At 72.7% G+C, this 17,019-nt stretch carries 16 protein-coding genes; 9 read left to right on the forward strand and 7 right to left on the reverse strand.

Translation table 11 applies throughout. The features are described from left to right. The first annotated feature begins 165 nt into the window (after nt 1–165). From NL142_RS01245 to NL142_RS01255, 3 genes are all read left to right on the forward strand, one after another. Nucleotides 166–672 carry a sigma-70 family RNA polymerase sigma factor gene (locus NL142_RS01245; RefSeq protein WP_119382025.1) on the forward strand — a complete coding sequence of 169 codons (507 nt, stop codon included), beginning with the start codon at nt 166–168 and terminating at the stop codon, nt 670–672. Beyond that, entirely contained in the window at nt 669–1,448 is a 780-nt protein-coding gene (locus tag NL142_RS01250; RefSeq protein WP_435080632.1) for an anti-sigma factor family protein, read from the forward strand. The genes NL142_RS01245 and NL142_RS01250 overlap by 4 nt, the downstream gene beginning before the upstream one ends. A gap of 87 nt (nt 1,449–1,535) precedes the next feature. Continuing rightward, nucleotides 1,536–2,903, forward strand: coding sequence for an MFS transporter (locus NL142_RS01255; protein ID WP_435080633.1), 1,368 nt, complete (start codon nt 1,536–1,538; stop codon nt 2,901–2,903). Here NL142_RS01255 and NL142_RS01260 read toward each other — a convergent pair. Both NL142_RS01260 and NL142_RS01265 read right to left on the reverse strand, forming a co-directional pair. After that, nucleotides 2,900–3,403: a tetratricopeptide repeat protein gene (locus NL142_RS01260; RefSeq protein WP_435080634.1), complete on the reverse strand. Its 504-nt coding sequence runs from the start codon at nt 3,401–3,403 to the stop codon at nt 2,900–2,902. The two genes, NL142_RS01255 and NL142_RS01260, sit on opposite strands and share 4 nt — an antisense overlap. Before the next feature lie 28 nt (nt 3,404–3,431). Next, nucleotides 3,432–4,442 carry a LacI family DNA-binding transcriptional regulator gene (locus tag NL142_RS01265; RefSeq protein WP_435080635.1) on the reverse strand — a complete coding sequence of 337 codons (1,011 nt, stop codon included), beginning with the start codon at nt 4,440–4,442 and terminating at the stop codon, nt 3,432–3,434. 229 nt (nt 4,443–4,671) lie between these two features. Between NL142_RS01265 and NL142_RS01270 the strand changes: the two genes are divergently transcribed. Genes NL142_RS01270 through NL142_RS01285 form a run of 4 tightly spaced genes read left to right on the forward strand, consistent with a single transcriptional unit; the run spans nt 4,672 to nt 10,256 of the window. Continuing rightward, nucleotides 4,672–5,964 carry an extracellular solute-binding protein gene (locus NL142_RS01270; RefSeq protein ID WP_435080636.1) on the forward strand — a complete coding sequence of 431 codons (1,293 nt, stop codon included), beginning with the start codon at nt 4,672–4,674 and terminating at the stop codon, nt 5,962–5,964. A gap of 10 nt (nt 5,965–5,974) precedes the next feature. Then, nucleotides 5,975–7,000 (forward strand): carbohydrate ABC transporter permease, encoded by a 1,026-nt coding sequence (locus NL142_RS01275; RefSeq protein ID WP_435080637.1) that lies wholly within the window; start codon nt 5,975–5,977, stop codon nt 6,998–7,000. Further along, a complete protein-coding gene (locus tag NL142_RS01280) occupies nt 6,997–7,902 on the forward strand; it encodes a carbohydrate ABC transporter permease (RefSeq protein WP_435080638.1) in 906 nt (301 codons plus the stop codon). Before NL142_RS01275 ends, NL142_RS01280 begins: the two co-directional genes overlap by 4 nt. After that, nucleotides 7,899–10,256 (forward strand): beta-xylosidase/alpha-l-arabinosidase, encoded by a 2,358-nt coding sequence (locus NL142_RS01285; protein WP_435080639.1) that lies wholly within the window; start codon nt 7,899–7,901, stop codon nt 10,254–10,256. The genes NL142_RS01280 and NL142_RS01285 overlap by 4 nt, the downstream gene beginning before the upstream one ends. Nucleotides 10,257–10,335: 79 nt before the next feature. Here the strand turns inward: NL142_RS01285 and NL142_RS01290 are convergent, their stop codons facing one another. Further along, nucleotides 10,336–11,184 carry an SDR family oxidoreductase gene (locus tag NL142_RS01290; RefSeq protein ID WP_435080640.1) on the reverse strand — a complete coding sequence of 283 codons (849 nt, stop codon included), beginning with the start codon at nt 11,182–11,184 and terminating at the stop codon, nt 10,336–10,338. An 86-nt stretch (nt 11,185–11,270) separates the two neighbouring features. Here NL142_RS01290 and NL142_RS01295 point away from each other — a divergent pair, with 86 nt between their 5' ends. Beyond that, nucleotides 11,271–12,008 (forward strand): TetR/AcrR family transcriptional regulator, encoded by a 738-nt coding sequence (locus tag NL142_RS01295; protein WP_435080641.1) that lies wholly within the window; start codon nt 11,271–11,273, stop codon nt 12,006–12,008. 24 nt (nt 12,009–12,032) lie between these two features. Here the strand turns inward: NL142_RS01295 and NL142_RS01300 are convergent, their stop codons facing one another. After that, nucleotides 12,033–12,890, reverse strand: coding sequence for a helix-turn-helix transcriptional regulator (locus NL142_RS01300; protein WP_435080642.1), 858 nt, complete (start codon nt 12,888–12,890; stop codon nt 12,033–12,035). A 101-nt stretch (nt 12,891–12,991) separates the two neighbouring features. On the opposite strand from NL142_RS01300, the gene NL142_RS01305 reads away from it, so the two are divergent. Beyond that, nucleotides 12,992–13,672 carry an SDR family NAD(P)-dependent oxidoreductase gene (locus NL142_RS01305; RefSeq protein WP_435080643.1) on the forward strand — a complete coding sequence of 227 codons (681 nt, stop codon included), beginning with the start codon at nt 12,992–12,994 and terminating at the stop codon, nt 13,670–13,672. 19 nt (nt 13,673–13,691) lie between these two features. On the opposite strand, the gene NL142_RS01310 is transcribed toward NL142_RS01305, so the two are convergent. Genes NL142_RS01310 through NL142_RS01320 form a run of 3 tightly spaced genes read right to left on the reverse strand, consistent with a single transcriptional unit; the run spans nt 13,692 to nt 16,750 of the window. Then, complete coding sequence (locus NL142_RS01310) at nt 13,692–15,089, reverse strand: MSMEG_0567/sll0787 family protein (protein WP_435080644.1); 1,398 nt, start codon at nt 15,087–15,089, stop codon at nt 13,692–13,694. Nucleotides 15,090–15,092: 3 nt separating this feature from the next. Beyond that, nucleotides 15,093–16,208: an MSMEG_0568 family radical SAM protein gene (locus NL142_RS01315; protein WP_435080645.1), complete on the reverse strand. Its 1,116-nt coding sequence runs from the start codon at nt 16,206–16,208 to the stop codon at nt 15,093–15,095. A gap of 11 nt (nt 16,209–16,219) precedes the next feature. Continuing rightward, complete coding sequence (locus NL142_RS01320; protein ID WP_435080647.1) at nt 16,220–16,750, reverse strand: MSMEG_0572/Sll0783 family nitrogen starvation response protein; 531 nt, start codon at nt 16,748–16,750, stop codon at nt 16,220–16,222. Between the last annotated feature and the right edge of the window lie 269 nt (nt 16,751–17,019).

Below are 17,019 nucleotides of genomic sequence, written 5' to 3' on the forward strand. Positions count from 1 at the left end.
ATCTGATCGCCGCGAGAGGCTGCGCCGACATCAGGGACGACGGACCAGCCGCGGAGATCGTTCACGGGCTCAGGGTCCTGCCAGGTTCGCGGATCCGCCTGAGATGATTCCCGCGAGCGGTGAACCATCCGGCCGTCCATCTCGTCGTGGAGGGAGGAGGCACGGATGACCACGGAGAGCACGGCCCGCATGCGGGCGCTGCACGATGCGCACGCACCTGCGCTGCAGCGGTACGCGCTGCGGCTCACGGGGGATCCGGCGCTCGCCGAGGACGTCGTCCAGGAGGCGCTGCTGCGGGCCTGGCGCTCGCCCGCGATCCTCGCGGAGGACGACGAGTCCGCCCGACGCTGGCTCTTCACCGTCGTGCGCAACCTCGTGATCGATGACAGGCGCAGCGCCTGGCGCGGCCGCGAGACGCCGACGGACACGCTGCCCGAGGATCCCGTCGCCGACGCCTCCGACGCCATCATCGACCGCCTGCTCGTGGCCGAGGCGCTCGCCTCGCTCTCCGCCGAGCACCGCCGTGCGGTCGTCAGCTGCTACCACCTGGGCCGCACGGTCGTGGAGACCGCGGAACGCGAGGGCGTCCCGCCCGGCACCATCAAGTCCCGCCTCCACTACGCGCTCAAGGCGCTCCGGCTCGCCCTGCAGGAACGAGGAGTCACCCGATGAACGACCGCGCCGACGACATCCACGAGTGGGATGCCGCGTACGTGCTCGGCAGCCTGAGCGCCACCGACCGTGCGCTCTTCGAGTCCCACCTCGAGGGCTGCGACGCGTGCATGCGCTCCCTCGCCGAGCTCTCCGGCCTGCCCGGCGTGCTGCGGATGCTGCCCGTCGAGGAGGCGATCGCGCTGATGGACGAGCCCGAGGCCCCCGCCGTGCCGCAGCCGGTCGCGCCGGCGCAGGACGCGCCCGGCCACCGGGTGCCGCGCCGGGGCCGGCGTCCCCTCTCGGGTGCCGCGCGCCGGCCGCTGTCTCGTCGCACCGGCGGGTGGATCCTCGCGGCCGCCGCCGTCGTGCTCCTCGTCGGCGGCGCGGGCCTCGGCTCCGCGCTCCGCGCCGGCGTGAGCGGGCCCGTCGCGGATCCGTCCCCGGCCTCTTCCTCGGCCGCCGGGGACCTGTCCGAGGGCCTGCCCGCCGACGCCGTGAGCATGCGCTCCGATCTCGACGAGGGCGTCACCGCGAAGCTCGCCCTCACCTCGCAGCCGTGGGGCACGCGCTTCGACTGGAGCTGCGAGTACGCGGGCGGCGGCGTCGGCCAGGGCGCCTACGACCTCGTCGCGATCGAGGACGACGGCACGCGCACGGTCGTCGCCACCTGGGGCGCGGGCCAGGCGGAGTCGCGGCTGCTCGCCGCCACCTCGAGCCTCCCGATGGATCGGATCCGCACGGTGCAGATCACGCCCTCCGACTCCGACGTGGTGCTGGCGAGCCGGGACCTCTGACCCGACCGTCCCAACCCTGGCGCGCCGCCCGCGCCGCCCCGTAACCTGGCGTCCCACACCTGAGGAAAAGCGAGCGGCGAGGATCCGATGAGCGACCCGGCAGCGCAGGCCGACGTGCCCGCGATGAGCGACGCCGACGCGGCCGTCGTCGCCGCCCGCTGGAAGCGCAACGCGACCCTCTTCCTCAGCGGCCAGACGGTCTCGCTGTTCGGCTCGATGCTCGTCCAGTACGCGGTCATGTGGTACGTCACCTTCGAGACCCGCTCGGGCCTCGCGGTCGCGCTCTACGCGGTCTGCGCGTTCCTGCCGCAGGGCATCGTCTCGATCTTCGGCGGCACCCTCGCCGACCGCATGAACCGCCGCGTGCTCGTCATCGCGTCCGACAGCACCATCGCGATCGTCACGCTCGCCCTCGCCCTGCTCATGATGAACGGCGTCACCGACCTCTGGATCATCCTGCTCGCGGTGGCCGTGCGCTCCGTCGGCGCCGGGTTCCAGACGCCCGCGGTGCAGGCGATGATCCCGCAGATCGTGCCGCCCGAGCAGCTGCTGCGGATCAACGGGATCTTCGGCACCATCCAGTCGGCGATGGCCCTGCTCGCGCCGGCCGCCGCGGGCGCGATCTTCGCCGCCTACGGCCTCGTGCCCCTCTTCTTCGTCGACGCGATCACGGCCGCGATCGGCATCGCGTTCCTGCTCTCGGTGGCCGTGCCGACGCTCGCGTCCATCGCCGACAAGACGTCGACGTACCGCGAGGACCTCGTCGAGGGGATCCGCTACATCGGCGGCAACCCGGTCGTCCGCTGGCTGCTGGTGGTCTTCGCGATCATCTTCCTGCTCACGGTCGCGCCGTCGTTCATCACGCCGCTGCTCGTGGCCCGCACCTACGGCACCGAGGTGTGGATGGTGACGGTGCTGGAGATCGCCTTCAGCGTCGGCATGCTGGGCGGCGGCGCGCTCGTGTCGACGCTGTTCGCGAAGTCCGACCGCATGACGCTGATCCTCGTCAGCTGCTTCGGCTTCGCGGTCTTCACCGCGGGCCTGGGCCTCAGCCCCAACCTCTGGGTGTTCTACGGCTTCATGTTCGCGATCGGCCTGTTCGTGCCGCTGTTCTCGGCGCCGTTCATGACGCTCGTGCAGGAGACCGTCGCGCCCGAGATGCACGGCCGCGTCTTCAGCTACGTCGGGATCGTCATGGCCCTCGCGACCCCGATCGGCGCGGTCGCGTTCGGTCCGCTCGCCGACGTGTTCAGCGTGCAGACGCTGCTGGTCGCGGCGGGGATCATCACGGTCGTCGTGATCACGGTCGCCATCTCGCTCCCGTCGGGCCGTGCCGCGATCCGGATCGCCCGGGAGAAGAAGGCGGAGGCGGATGCGGGGGACGCGGATGCTGGGCCGGATGCCGGATCCGGCGCGACTCCGATCGACCAGGCGCGCGTGACGCCCGGCTCCTAGCCCGCCGCCGGATCCGTCCCGCCGCGCGCCGTCAGATCCTCCGCGTACGCCGCGACGGCACGGCGGTACTCCGGCAGCGTCGGCGCGAGCCGGCGCAGCGCCACGGCCAGCGCCTCGGTCGGACGACCCGCGTCGTGCAGCGCGAGCGCCAGGAACGCGTCGCGGCCGGGTGCGTGCGCGTCGTCGGGCATCGCCTCGAGCAGCGCGACCGCCTCGGCGGCCTCGCCCACGTTCCGCAGGGAGCTCGCCAGCTGGATCACCGCGAGCGGCCCGTGCTCCGGATCCAGTCCGCCGTCGATGGCCGCGCGGTACAGCGGCACGGCCTCGGCCTCGCGGCCCACGAAGTCGTGCGCGCTGGCCAGCTCGTAGAGCGCCCGCGGATCGTCGGCCGGACGCTCGGCGACCAGCGCGCGCATCCCGGCGACGGTCTCCTCCGCCCGCTCGTCGTCGGCGCTCGCCCAGAAGGCGGCGACCCGGACGTCCCAGTCGTCGTGATCCATCCGCCCAGCCTGTCAGGCGCCGGGCCGGTCAGCGGCTGCGCGCCGGCGGCGGACCCGTGGTCGCACGGCGCACGAGCCGCGTCGGCAGCTGCACGTGCATCGCCTCGGGACCGGTGCCGCCCATGAGCGACATGAGGAGATCGACCGCGGTCGTGCCGAGGCGCTGCATCGGCTGGCGGATCGTGGTGAGCGCCGGCGTCATCTGCGACGCCTCGGGGATGTCGTCGAAGCCGATGACGGAGAGGTCCTCGGGCACGCGGATCCCGAGCTCGGCCGCCACCTGCAGGATCGCGATGCCCGACAGGTCGTTGGCGGCGAAGATCGCGGTCGGCCGGTCCGGCATCGAGAGCAGGGCGCGCGCCGGCTCCCGCGCGGCCGCGGTGAGGAACAGGCCCGCGCGCACGAGCGCCGGGTCGAACGCGATGCCGGCGTCCTGCAGCGCGCGGCGGTAGCCGGCTTCGCGCAGGCTCGCGGAGCGGAGGTCCGGGCGGCCAGCCAGGAACCCGATCCGCCGGTGCCCGAGCTCGAGCAGGTGCCGCGTCGCCTGGAGCGCGCCGCCGAGGCTGTCGGACTCGACGCTCGGCAGGTCGGCGGGCCCGGTGTGCGGGTCGATGGAGACGACGGGGATGTCGGTCTGCGCCGTCACGACCGTGGGCGTCACCATGATCGCGCCGTCGATGAGGGTGCCGCTCAGCCGGCTGAGCGACCGGCGCTCCCAGCCCGTGTTGTCCACCTGCCGGGAGCCGCTGTAGGCCAGGAGGTCGTAGCGCGAGCTCCGGAGCGCCGCGCCCACGCCCTTCAGGATCTCGGCGCTGAACGGCTCGAACCCCGCCACCAGCACGCCGATCACGCCGGTGCGGTGGGACCGCATGCTGCTCGCGACGAGGCTCGACTCGTAGCCGAGGCGCTCGACGACCTCCATCACGCGGCGCGACGTCTCGGCCGAGATCCCGTAGCGCCCGTTCACCGCCTTGGACACGGTGGACACCGAGACGCCTGCGGCAGCGGCGACGTCGTGGATGGTGGCGCGGCGGGACATGGACTGGACCCTACGCCCGGAGAAAAGGATTTCGAAAACGTTTGACGAAGATCGGAGCGCAACCGAGACTGGCCCGACCGGCCCCCGTCACGACGAAGCGACGACGCGACGACGCGACAGAGGGCCCGGACCGAGTCGCACCCCCACAGCACCAGGCACGCGGCTCGTGCACGTCCCCCCCCCCCGACACCCGCCAGGGTGCGCTCAATGAAGAGACAGGTAGAACGACATGAAGGCACGGAAGATCCTCACGGGATCCGCGGCCCTGCTCGTGGGGGCCCTCGCCCTCACCGGCTGCAGCGGCAGCGGTTCCGGCAACGGCGACGACGGCGGTCCCGTCGAGATGACGCTGTGGCACAACTCCACCACCGGCCCGGGCAAGGCGTTCTGGGACAAGACCACGGCCGACTTCAACGCGTCCCACCCCGGCGTGACGGTCACGCCCACGTCGGTCCAGAACGAGGACCTCGACGGCAAGCTCCAGACCGCGCTCAACTCGGGCGACGCGCCCGACATCTTCCTGCAGCGCGGCGGCGGCAAGCTCGCCGCCACGGTCGCGGCGGGACAGGTCATGGACATCACGGACGGCATCTCCGCCGACGTGAAGGGCCAGATCGCGCAGAGCGCGTTCGACGCGAACTCGATCGACGGCAAGGCGTACGCCATGCCCGTCGCCGTCCTCCCCAGCGGCATCTTCTACAGCCAGGACCTCTTCACGGCGGCCGGCATCACGGAGACGCCGAAGACGATGGACGAGCTGGACGCGGACGTCGAGAAGCTCAAGGCCACGGGCGTCGCCCCCATCGCGCTCGGCGCGAAGGACGCGTGGCCCGCCGCGCACTGGTACTTCAACTTCGCGCTCCGCGAGTGCAGCTCCGCCACGCTCGAGAAGGCCGCCGCGGACAAGGACTTCAGCGACGACTGCTGGATCAAGGCGGGCCAGGACGTCGAGGACCTCGTGGGCACGAACCCCTTCAACGACGGCTTCCTCACCACCGCGGCGCAGCAGGGCGCCGGCTCCTCGGCCGGCCTCATCGCCAACAAGAAGGCGGCCATGGAGCTCATGGGCGCTTGGGACCCGGGAGTCATCGCGGGTCTGACCCCGGACACGAAGCCGCTGGCCGACCTGTCCTGGTTCCCCTTCCCGGAGATCTCCGGCGGCGCGGGTGAGCCCGGCTCCATCATGGGCGGCATCGACGGGTACTCCTGCTCCGCGCAGGCCCCGAAGGCGTGCGTCGACTTCCTCAACTACATCGGCACCGCCGACGTGCAGAAGGAGTACTACGCGGCCTTCAACGCCCCGCCCGTGAACACCGAGGCGCAGACCGCGGTCACCGAGCCGTACCTGAAGGAGATCATCGCGGCGTACAACGACGCGCCCTACGTCTCCCAGTGGCTCGACACGGTCTACGGCCTGAACGTCGGCAACGCGATGAACGTCGGCGTGGTCGACCTCATGGCGGGCGACGGCAGCCCGGAGAAGCTCATCCAGACCGTCGGCGACGCGGCCAAGAAGGCCTAGGCGCACCGACATGGCTATCCGCGAGAGCTCGCTCGACGAGCAGCGTCCCGCGGCTGATCCTGCACACCCCGAGGGCGGCGTCGTGACGACGCCGCCCTCGGCGGTCCGTGCGCGACGCCGCGGCCTCGGCTGGTCCGGTCGCCTCGAGGTCCTGATCCTCGTCGGCCCGGCCCTCCTCTTCTTCCTGGGCTTCGTCATCTACCCCGTGGTGATGGCGGCCTACTACGGCTTCTTCAGCTGGCAGGGCTTCGGCCCGCCCACGGTGTTCGTGGGCTTCCGGAACTACATCACGATCCTCCAGGACCCCACGTTCCACGAGGCGCTGATGCACAACGCCGTCATCGTGATCCTGTCGCTCGTGCTCCAGGGCCCGGTCGCGATCCTCGTGGCGCTCCTGCTCAACCGGAAGCTGCGCGGCCAGTCGGTCATCCGCGTGCTGATCTTCGTGCCGTACGTGATCTCCGAGGTCGTCGTCGGCACCGGCTGGAGCCTCATGCTCCAGGGCTCCGGCGCGCTCAACGGCTTCCTCGCGAACATCGGCCTGGCCGACCTCCAGCAGGACTGGCTCGCCAACCCCGACATCGCGATCTGGTCGCTCATGACGATCATCACGTGGAAGTACATCGGCTTCGCGGTGATCCTCTTCCTCGCCGGCCTCCAGGGCATCCCCGAGGAGCTCAGCGAGGCGGCCGCCATCGACGGCGCGTCGTACTGGCAGATCCAGCGGCGCATCACGCTGCCGCTGCTCGCGCCGACGCTGCGCATCTGGGCGTTCCTGTCGATCATCGGCTCGCTGCAGCTGTTCGACCTCGTCTACATCATCTGGGGCCAGTACATCTCGGCCACCGCGGGCACCTCGACCATGGCCACGTACCTCGTGGCCAACGGGCGCGGATCCGGCAACTACGGGTACGGCAACGCCGTCGCCGTGGTGCTGTTCCTCATCTCCCTGGTCGTCGCGCTGATCTACCAGCGGTTCGTCCTCAACCGCGACACCGCCGGCGCCCTCACGGGTGCGGGAAGGAAGAAGAAGTGACCGCCGTCACCGCGGCTCCGCGCAACGCGGACCTGGATCCCACCTACTCGGCGAAGACGCCGAAGCCCAAGCGGGTGAAGACGCCCGGCCAGGGCAACAACCCCATCCCGTACCTCGTCGCGGTCGTGCTCATCGCCCTGATGCTGACGCCGGTGGCGTACATCATCCTGGGCGGGTTCCGCACGAACGCGCAGATCACGACCGATCCGGCGGGCTTCCCGTCGCCGTTCCAGATCCAGAACTACCTCGACGTGCTCGGCGGCTCGATGTTCTGGCGGCAGGTGGGCAACTCGCTCATCGCGGCCATCGGGACCACGGTCGGCGCGGTCGTGCTCGGCCTCATGGCGAGCTACGTGCTGGCCCGGTACACGTTCTTCGGCCGGGGGGCGCTCTACGCGCTGTTCGCGTCGGGGCTCATGTTCCCGATCACCGTGGCGATCACGCCGCTCTACATCGTGATCCGCTCGCTCGGCCTCACGAACTCGCTGCCGGGGATCATCCTCCCGCAGATCGCGTTCGCGCTCCCGACGACGATCATCATCCTGGTGCCGTTCCTGCGGGCCATCCCGGACGAGATCCAGGAGGCCGCGTTCATCGACGGGTGCAGCCGCATCGGGTTCTTCTTCCGCATGGTCGTGCGGCTGTCCATGCCGGGCGTCATCACGGTGGGCATCCTCGCGTTCATCGGCAGCTGGAACAGCTACCTGCTGCCGCTGTTCCTCCTGAGCGACGCGTCGATCTACACGCTGCCGCTCGGCGTGCAGTCGTTCTCGTCGCAGTACTCGGTGGACACGGCCAAGGTGCTCGCGTTCACGTCGCTGTCGATGATCCCGGCGCTGATCTTCTTCTCGATCTTCGAGCGCCGCATCGTCGGCGGCCTCACGGGCGCGGTGAAGGGGTGACCGGCGCGGAGAGCCCGGCGCCCGGCGCCGTCGCGCTCCCCGAGGTCTCGGAGCGCGTGCGCGAGCTGCACGCGCGCATGAGCCTCGAGGAGAAGCTCGCGCAGATCGTCGGCTACTGGGTCGACCAGGGCGGCGAGGTCGTCGCGCCCATGCAGGGCGAGATGGCCACGACCGGCCGCTACGAGGAGGCGACCGAGCACGGCCTCGGGCACCTCACCCGCGTGTACGGTACGCGCCCGGTGGATCCCGTCGAGCGCGCGTCCTGGCTGTGGGCCGAGCAGCGGCGGCTCCAGAAGGAGACGCGGCTCGGGATCCCGGCGCTCGTGCACGAGGAGTGCCTCACCGGGCTCGCCGCGTGGCAGGCCGCGACCTTCCCCACGCCGCTTGCGTGGGGCGCGTCCTTCGACCCGGGTCTCGTGGAGGAGATGGCCGCGCTCATCGGCGGATCCATGCGGGAGCTCGGCGTGCACCAGGGCCTCGCGCCCGTGCTCGACGTGATCCGCGACGCCCGCTGGGGCCGCGTCGACGAGTGCATCGCCGAGGACCCGTACGTGGTCGGCACCATCGGCACGGCGTACGTCCGCGGGCTGCAGTCGGCCGGGATCCACGCGACGCTCAAGCACTTCGTCGGCTACTCGGTCTCGCAGTCCGGCCGCAACCACGCGCCCGCGCACGTGGGCCCGCGCTTCGTGGAGGACGTGCTGCTGCCGCCCTTCGAGATGGCGGTGCTCGACGGCGGGGTGCGCTCGGTCATGAACTCGTACGCGGAGATCGACGGCGCGCCCGTCGGCGCCACCCCCGAGTACCTGACCGACGTGCTCCGCGGCCGCTGGGGCTTCGACGGCGTCGTGGTCTCCGACTACTTCTCGGTCGCGTTCCTCCAGGTGATGCACGCCGTCGCGGGCGACCGCGGCGAGGCGGCCGAGCTGGCGCTCGCCGCGGGCATCGACGTGGAGCTGCCCACCGGCGACGCGTACCTCGCGCCGCTGGCCGAGCGGATCCGCGCCGGGCTCGCCGACGAGTCGCTCGTCGACCGCGCGGTGCTCCGCGTGCTCGCCGAGAAGGAGGAGCTGGGGCTGCTCGACGCGACGTTCGAGGATCCGCCCACCGAGATCGACCTCGACACCCCCGCCCACCGGGACGTCGCGCGCCGGCTCGCGGAGGAGTCGATCGTGCTGCTCGCGAACGACGGCACGCTGCCGCTCGCGGGCGACGGCCGCACGGCGCCCGCCCGGATCGCGCTCATCGGCCCCAACGCCGACAGCGCCGAGGCGCTCATGGGCTGCTACTCGTTCGCGAACCACGTGCTCGCGCACCACCCGGGCACGCCGCTCGGGTTCGCGATCCCGACGGTCGCGGAGGCGCTCCGGGCGGAGCTGCCCGACGCGGAGGTGGTGCTCGTGGCGGGCGCCGAGGTCGAGGGCGACGACCGCTCCGGCTTCGGCGCCGCGGTCGAGGCGGCACGCGGATCCGACCTCGCGGTCGTGGTCGTCGGCGACCGGGCGGGCCTGTTCGGCCGCGGCACGGTCGGCGAGGGCAACGACGTCGAGAGCCTCGAGCTGCCGGGCGTGCAGCGCGAGCTGGTCGAGGCCGTGCGCGCCACCGGGACCCCCGTGGTCGTGGTGCTGCTCACCGGCCGGCCGTACGCGGTGGCGTGGGCGGTCGAGGGCGATGCGGCTCCGGCGGCCGTGCTGCAGGCGTTCTTCCCGGGCGAGGAGGGCGGATCCGCGATCGCGGGCGTCCTCTCCGGCCGGGTGTCGCCGTCGGGCCGCCTGCCGGTGTCGCTCCCGCGCTCCGCGGGCGCGCAGCCGTTCTCGTACCTGCACCCGATCCTCGGGGGGCCGAGCGAGGTGACGAGCGCGGATCCCACGCCCGTCCTCCCGTTCGGGCACGGCCTGTCGTACACGACGTTCGCGCGCAGCGACCTCTCCGTGGCGTCGGCCGAGGTGGCGTCGGGGGAGGCGTTCATCGCGACCGTCGAGGTCCGCAACACGGGCGACCGCGACGGCACCGACGTCGTGCAGCTCTACGCGCGCGACGTGCAGGGCAGCGTCACGCGGCCCGTCGCGCAGCTGCTCGGCTACCTGCGGCTGGATCTGGCGGCCGGCGAGTCCGCGCGCGTCACGTTCCAGGTGCCCACCACCCGCCTCGCCCTCACCGACCTGCGGTACCGCCGCGTGGTCGAGCCGGGCGCGGTGGAGCTCTGGGTCGGTCCGTCGAGCGCCGTGAAGGAGACGGAGGCGGCGATCGCGGTCACCGGATCCGCGCACCACGTCACGATCGCGGACGAGCGGTACGTCGGCACGTCGGTCGACCGCGTCGGAGTGGCCGAGCGGGTGCTCGCCACCAGCTGATCCCCCTCACGACGGAGCCCCGGCCGCCGCGTCCTCGAGACGCGGCGGCCGGGGCTCCGTCGTTGGCGGCACCCGCGGGTCAGGCGCGCGCCAGGTGGTCGCGCACGGTCTCCGGCTCGCGGCCCAGGAGCTCGGCGAGCAGCGGATCCGTGCCCGCGAAGAAGCCGCCGGCCGCCGCCAGCGGCAGGGTGATCAGGAAGCGCGCGACGGTCTCGGGCGTGCCCGCCTGGACGAGCCCGGCGATCCAGTCCTCGGGGTCCACGAGCTCGAGGCGCACCTCGCGGCCGAGCACCTCCGACGCCTGCTCGGCGACCTCGGCCATGGTGGGCGCCTCGCCCGCGGTGAGGGTCACGGGGCCGTCGATCGGGGCGTCCGCGAGCAGGATCCGCGCGGCACCCTCGGCGGCGTCGGCACGCGAGGTCCAGGAGACCGGGCCGTCGGCGGGCACGCGGATCACCCCGGTCTCGCGCCACGCCCCGAGCAGCAGGTCGACGCTGTGCAGGTAGAAGCCGTTGCGGAGCGCGGTCCACGGGACGCCGGATTCCGCGAGGATCCGCTCGGTCGCGATGTGGTCCCGGGCGGGGCCGAAGGGCGAGTCGTCGACGGCGCCCTGGTGGCTCGTGTAGAGGATCCGGCCGACGCCCGCCTCGACCGCGGCCTCGATCGCCGCGCGGTGCAGCGCCACGGCGTCGGCGTGCGGGTCGCTGGAGGAGACGAGCAGGAGCTGGTCGGCGCCCCCGAAGGCCGCGGGCAGCGAGGCGGCGTCGGCGTAGTCGCCGCGGCGGACCTCGACGCCGCGGTCGGCGAACGGTCGTGCGCTCTCGGGATCGCGGGTGACGACGACGAGCTCCGTGGCGGGGATCCGCTCGAGCAGGTGCTCGGCGGTGGCGCCGTTGAGCGCGCCGGTGGCTCCGGTGATGGTGATCATTGATCTGCCTCTCGTGATATCGCTGATAACAAATGCACGGTAGCACGGGAAGCAGTTCGATAACACGTGTCCGTTATCGTCGATCCATGACCGTCGAGACCTCCGCCCCGGCCGACCCGCGCGCCGGGACCCGTGACCGCCTCGTCGACGTGGCCGCGGAGCTGCTCCGCACCGGGGGCCGCGTCGCCGTCACGACACGCGCCGTCGCCGAGGCCGCCGGCGTGCAGGCGCCCACGATCTACCGCCTCTTCGGTGACAAGGACGGCCTCCTCGATGCCGTCGCCGAGACGGAGATGACGCGATTCGCCGCGACCAAGGCCGTCGTGATCCGCGCCGCCGCCGAGGGCGCCGTGGACGCGGTGGACGACCTCCGGGCGGGCTGGGACGCGACCATCGCCTTCGCGCTCGACAACCCCGAGCTGTACGCACTCATGAGCGACCCCGCCCGCGGGGAGGGCTCGCCCGCCGTGCGCGCCGGCGTCGCGCTGCTCGAGGAGCGCGTGCACCGCGTCGCGCTCGCCGGGCGCCTGCGCGTCGCCGAGCCGCTCGCGGTCGAGCTGATCCACGCGGCCGCCACGGGCGCGCTCCTCTCGACGATCCGCCGTCCGGCCGCACAGCGCGACCGTGCGCTCGTCGATGCCATCTGGGAGGCGGTGCAGGAGCGGATCCTCACGCCCCCGGCGCGCGGCCGCATCCGGCACGAGCCCGGCCTCGTCGAGCGCGCCGTCGCGCTGCGCGCCCACGTGGCCGACGCGGACCGCCTCAGCGCGGGCGAGCGGTCGCTGCTCGCGGAGTGGCTGGACCGGATCGCCGCGGCGCGCTGACCCGGATCCACCCGACCGGCGCCCTCAGGCCCCCGCGACCTCCACGGGCGCCGTCGTCAGCGCCTGCAGCCCCGTGACCCGCAGCAGATCGAGCCGCGCCTCGTCCGTGCTGCCCGGCTCCGCCGTGTAGACGACGATGCGGAGGTCGCTTCCCGGCACGGAGAGGGTGTCGCAGTCGATCGTGATGGGGCCGACCGCGGTGCGCGTGACGGTCTTGCGGCTCGACCGGTGCTCGGCGACGCGCGCCTCGCTCCAGCGGCGTTCGAACTCCGGCACCTCGGCACGCAGGCGGGCTACGAGCCGGGCGAGCGCGCGATCCGCGGGGTAGCGGCCGACCGCGGTGCGCAGATCGGCCGCGAGGTCGCGCGCGAACTCCTCCTCGTGCACGGCGTCGAAGTCGGTGCCCGCGTGACCTCGCGTGAAGTAGGTCCAGACGAGGTTGCGGTCCCAGCCGGTGCGCGTGGACGGATCGCCGTTCAGCGCCGCCCACAGCGGGTTCCAGAGGAGCATGTCGTGCGTCGCCGTGAACACCGCGATGGGCACGTCGCCGAGCCGGTCGACGATCCGGTGCACGCCCGGGGTGATGTGCCGCGGCACCTCCCCGCGTCCGGGCGGGGCGACGCCCGCGACCCGGTGCAGGTGGTCGCGCTCGTCCTCGGTGAGGCGGAGCGCGCGGGCGAGCGCGCCGAGCATCTGCGGCGACGGGTTCACCGACCGGCCCTGCTCGAGCCGCACGACGTAGTCGACGCTCACGCCCGCGAGCGCGGCCAGCTCCTCGCGACGGAGGCCCGCGGTGCGGCGGTGGGATCCGGCGGGCAGGCCCACGTCGGCCGGCTGCACGCGCTCGCGCCAGGAGCGGAGGACGCTCGCGAATTCGGTCATGCCCCCATCCTCCGCGTCGGCGGGCGGATCAGCCTGGTACCGCCGGTCCTCCCGTCGACCGGTGCCTGGGCGATGCGGCTGCCGGGGCGCAGGCTCGACCCATGACCACGACACTGATCACCGGATCCAACCGGGGCCTCGGCCTCGAGACCGCCCGCCGCCTCGTCGAAGCCGGCCACACCGTCCACGCCGGCATGCGCGACACCGCAGACGGCGATGCCGCCCGCGCCGTGGGCGCCCACCCCGTGCAGCTCGACGTCGACGACCAGGCGAGCGTCGACCGCGCCGTCGCCTCGCTGCCGGGGCTGGACGTGCTCGTCAACAACGCCGGGATCCTCGGCAGCGCGCAGGGCGTCGACGACCTGACCCCGGAGGCGATGGCCGCCGTGCTGCAGACGAACGTCGTCGCCGTGGTGCGGGTGACGCAGGCGGCGCTCCCGCTGCTGCGCGCATCCGCGGCTCCCGTGATCGTCAACGTGGCGTCGGGCGTCGGATGGCCGCGCGCCCTCCGCGGCGAGGACACCGACGAGCGCCACGTGCTGACCGTGCCGTACGCGACCTCGAAGGCGGCCCTCATCACCGCGACCGTGCAGTACGCCAAGAACCTGCCGGGCTTCCGGATCAACGCCACCGACCCCGGCTACACCGCGACCGACTTCAACGGCAACAGCGGCCACCAGACCGTGACCGAGGGCACCGACGCGACCGTCGCGATGGCGCTCGTGGGGCCGGACGGGCCGACGGGGGAGTTCCACAGCCGGCACGGGCGGATCGAGTACTGAGGCGCAGGCACCGCCCGGCTCAGGCCGCGCCGAGTCCCGTGACGCCGGCGGTGACCGCGGGCGTCACGACGCCGTCCGGCCAGCGGAGCGTCACCCCGGGCTCGGCGGTCAGCCGTCCGATCCCGGCGGTCGTCGCGTACGGCGAGGTCATGCGGGAGGCGCCCGGCGCATCCGCCGTCAGCATCCCGAAGCCGGGGAAGCACGTGAGCCAGTCGCCCATCGTGACGTCGACGGATCCGGGCATGGGCACGTCCGCGACGTCGATCACGGCGCCCGTGCCGCTCGCCTCCGCGAGCATGCCCGCGGTGCCGACGATCCCCGCCATGCTCACGTCCTTCGCGGCGGCCGGGCGGGCGCGCGCGACGGTCGCGGCGAGGTCGCGGAGCTCCGCGGGGGAGCGTCCCTCGGTCGAGTTCCACTGCGCTCCGCGGTGGCCGGACCGCCAGGATCCGGACAGGTCGACCGTGAGGCTCAGGGCCTGGCCGGCGGAGCCACCGCCCCCGGGGACCGGATCGGCGGTCCTGCCGAGGGCGGTGACGCTGAGGGCGGCGGGCACGCCGAGCTGCGTGTGCCCGCCGAGGATCGGGACGCCCCAGGCCGCGGCGCCGCGGCGGACCCCGGCCATCACGCGGCGGACGGACGCGGCGTCGCGTCCCGCCACGGAGTCGAGGAGGCCGACGGGACGCGCGCCCATGGCGCTGAGGTCGTTCACGTTGACGAGCACGCCGCACCAGCCGGCCCACTCGGGATCCCGCTCCACCATCGACGGGAGGATCGCGTCGCATGCGGCGATGACGTCGGTGCCGGGCACGGGGGCGCCGTCGTCGCCCACCCAGCCGGGGCCGCCGAGCGCGCCGGATCCGTCGGGCTCGAGCACCGCGGCGAGGTGCGCCTTGGTCTGGTCGACGAGCCGCTGGATCCGACCGATCGGCCAGCGCATGGTCACGTGGTCCACGCCGCCGACGACCGCGGTGCCGGTGGGGATCCAGCCCAGCCGCCGGAAGAGCACGGCGCTGCGCGCCTGCACGGTCGCGTCGAACCGCAGCACGCCGGCCTGCTCGGCGTGCACCGCGGCGGCCTGCACGAGCGCGGAGCCGACGCCGCGGATCCCCCGGGCACCCGGCGCCACCACGAGGCGCGACCCGGTCCACCAGCCGATGTCCCGCGCGCCGACGGGCGCGAGCCGCACGCCGCCGACGACCCGTCCCTCGACGCGCGCGACGAGCACCACCGTCCGCGGATCCTCATCGAGCGCATCCAGGTCGGTGCCCGCGAAGATCCCCTGCTCCTCGACGAACGCGTCGTGCCGCAGGCGCCGGTACGCGTCGAGGTCCAGCCGGTCGGCCACGGACACGAGGAACGACGGCGTCGCCCGGACGACCGGCGGGCCCATGAGGGCGGGGACGTCGAGGAGCACGGATCAGCCTCCCGCGGTCTGCAGGGCGGAGCAGGCGCCGCACGCCGCGCAGCCCGCCTTCTGGTCGGCACCGCGCATCCCGGCGGCCTGCAGCGCGCGCGAGACGCGGAACGTCACGTCGCGGAGCACGGATCCCTCGGGCGCTGGCACGTGGTCGACGTCCGTCGCGAGCGTCCCCTTGAGCGGCCGGAACGGCACGATGAAGGGGTAGACGCCCATGTCGATGAGCTCCTGGGCCCCGGCGACCATCTCGTCGGGATCCTCGCCCATCCCCACCAGAAGGTAGGTGGAGACCTGGTTGCGGCCGAAGACGCGGACCGCCTCCCGCCACGCGGCGCGGTACTCGTCGAGGGACACGCGGGACTTGCCCGGCATCCACCGGCGGCGCACGTCGTCGTCCATCGACTCCACATGGATCCCGATGGACCGCGCGCCCGCCTCGTACAGGTCGGTGATGGTCGAGAGCTGCGCGGGCGGCTCGCACTGCACCTGGATCATCAGGTCCGGCACGACCTCCTTGATGGCGCGGACGCATCGTGCGAGGTGCGTCGCGCCGCGGTCGCGTCCGTTGCTCGTGCCCGTGGTCATGACCATCTGCTCGACGCCGTCGAGCCGCCAGGCCGCCTCCGCCACCTCGGCGAGCATCGCGGGGGTCTTGACGGCGATGGTGCTGCCCGAGGCGAGGCTCTCCTCGATTGAGCAGAACCGGCAGCGCTCCGACTCGTCGTACCGCACGCAGGTCTGCACCACCGTGGTGGCCAGCACCTTGGCGCCGTGCAGGCGCGCGATCTTCTCGTAGGAGACGCCGTCCGCGGTCTGGAGGTCGTAGAACCGCGGCCGGTCGACCGCGCTCACCTCGTATCCCGTGTCCTCGCCGTCGAGCAGCAGCTTGCCGTCGTCGACGAGGTACGGGCTCTCCGGGTTCGCCGGCACCGCGGACTGGAGACCGCGGAACATCACGTGCCCGTCGTCGCTCGGCCCGGCGCCGCCCTCGCGGTGCACGGGCGCGGCGACGCGGATCCCGCGGATGGCGATGTCGACGCGCGTCGTGAGCGCATCCGCCTCCGGGTCCGCTCTCCGTGCGCGGCTCGGCGTCGTGGTCCCTCTCGTGATGGTCATGGGCGCACCGGTCAGACCATGTACGTGCTGTTGATGATGGCTCCCTTGCGGGCGTAGTGGATCACCGCGTCCTGCACGTCGAGCGGGTGCGCCGGGATGACGCCTGCGATGAGGTCCTCCTCGCGCGCACCGTGCAGGGCGAGCCCGAAGCGGCAGCAGAAGACGGTGCCGCCCTCGGCGATGAAGGTCTCGAGGGCGTTGTTGATGTTGTTCTCGCCGGGGAACCCGTCGGCGCCCGTCGTGGGGAAGCCGCGGTTGGCGATGGCGTTGAGGGATCCGGGTCCGTAGAAGTACAGGACGCTCGTGAATCCCTTGCGGAGCGCGCGCGTGGCCTGGAGGACGGCGACGAAGCTCACCGACGACTCGTGCGCGATGCCGTGCACGAGCTGGAAGTAGTGGTCGTCCTTCGTGGCGGTGTAGTCGGGGAAGATCTTCGTCGACCCGTAGAGGCTGCTGCCCTTCGGGAGCGAGGGGTGCGTGATCTCCTCGCGGGACTTCTCGATGTTGTCGAGGATCTGCTGGTCGATGTCGGCGTCGGTCATGGTGCTCTCCTTGGCAGATGGATGGGGCGGGTCGGGGTGTGGCACGAGTCTTCGGCCGCGCTGTTGCGGGCGGATTACAGCGAGAATTCCTTTTGTTTCCCCGCACCCGCCCGTGAGAGCGATCGGCCCGGTCATCCCCGGATTCGGCGTGATCGCATGGCGCGCGCGAAACACGATCTTGTTCCGAGCGAAACCAAGCCGAAACACACCGTGGCCTTGACTGGGCCTCACGCGCAGGATCCTGCGCTCCCCGCACCGACCCCCTCAGG

The sequence above is a fragment of the Clavibacter quasicaliforniensis genome (assembly GCF_051201715.1).
GTDB lineage: Bacteria > Actinomycetota > Actinomycetes > Actinomycetales > Microbacteriaceae > Clavibacter > Clavibacter seminis.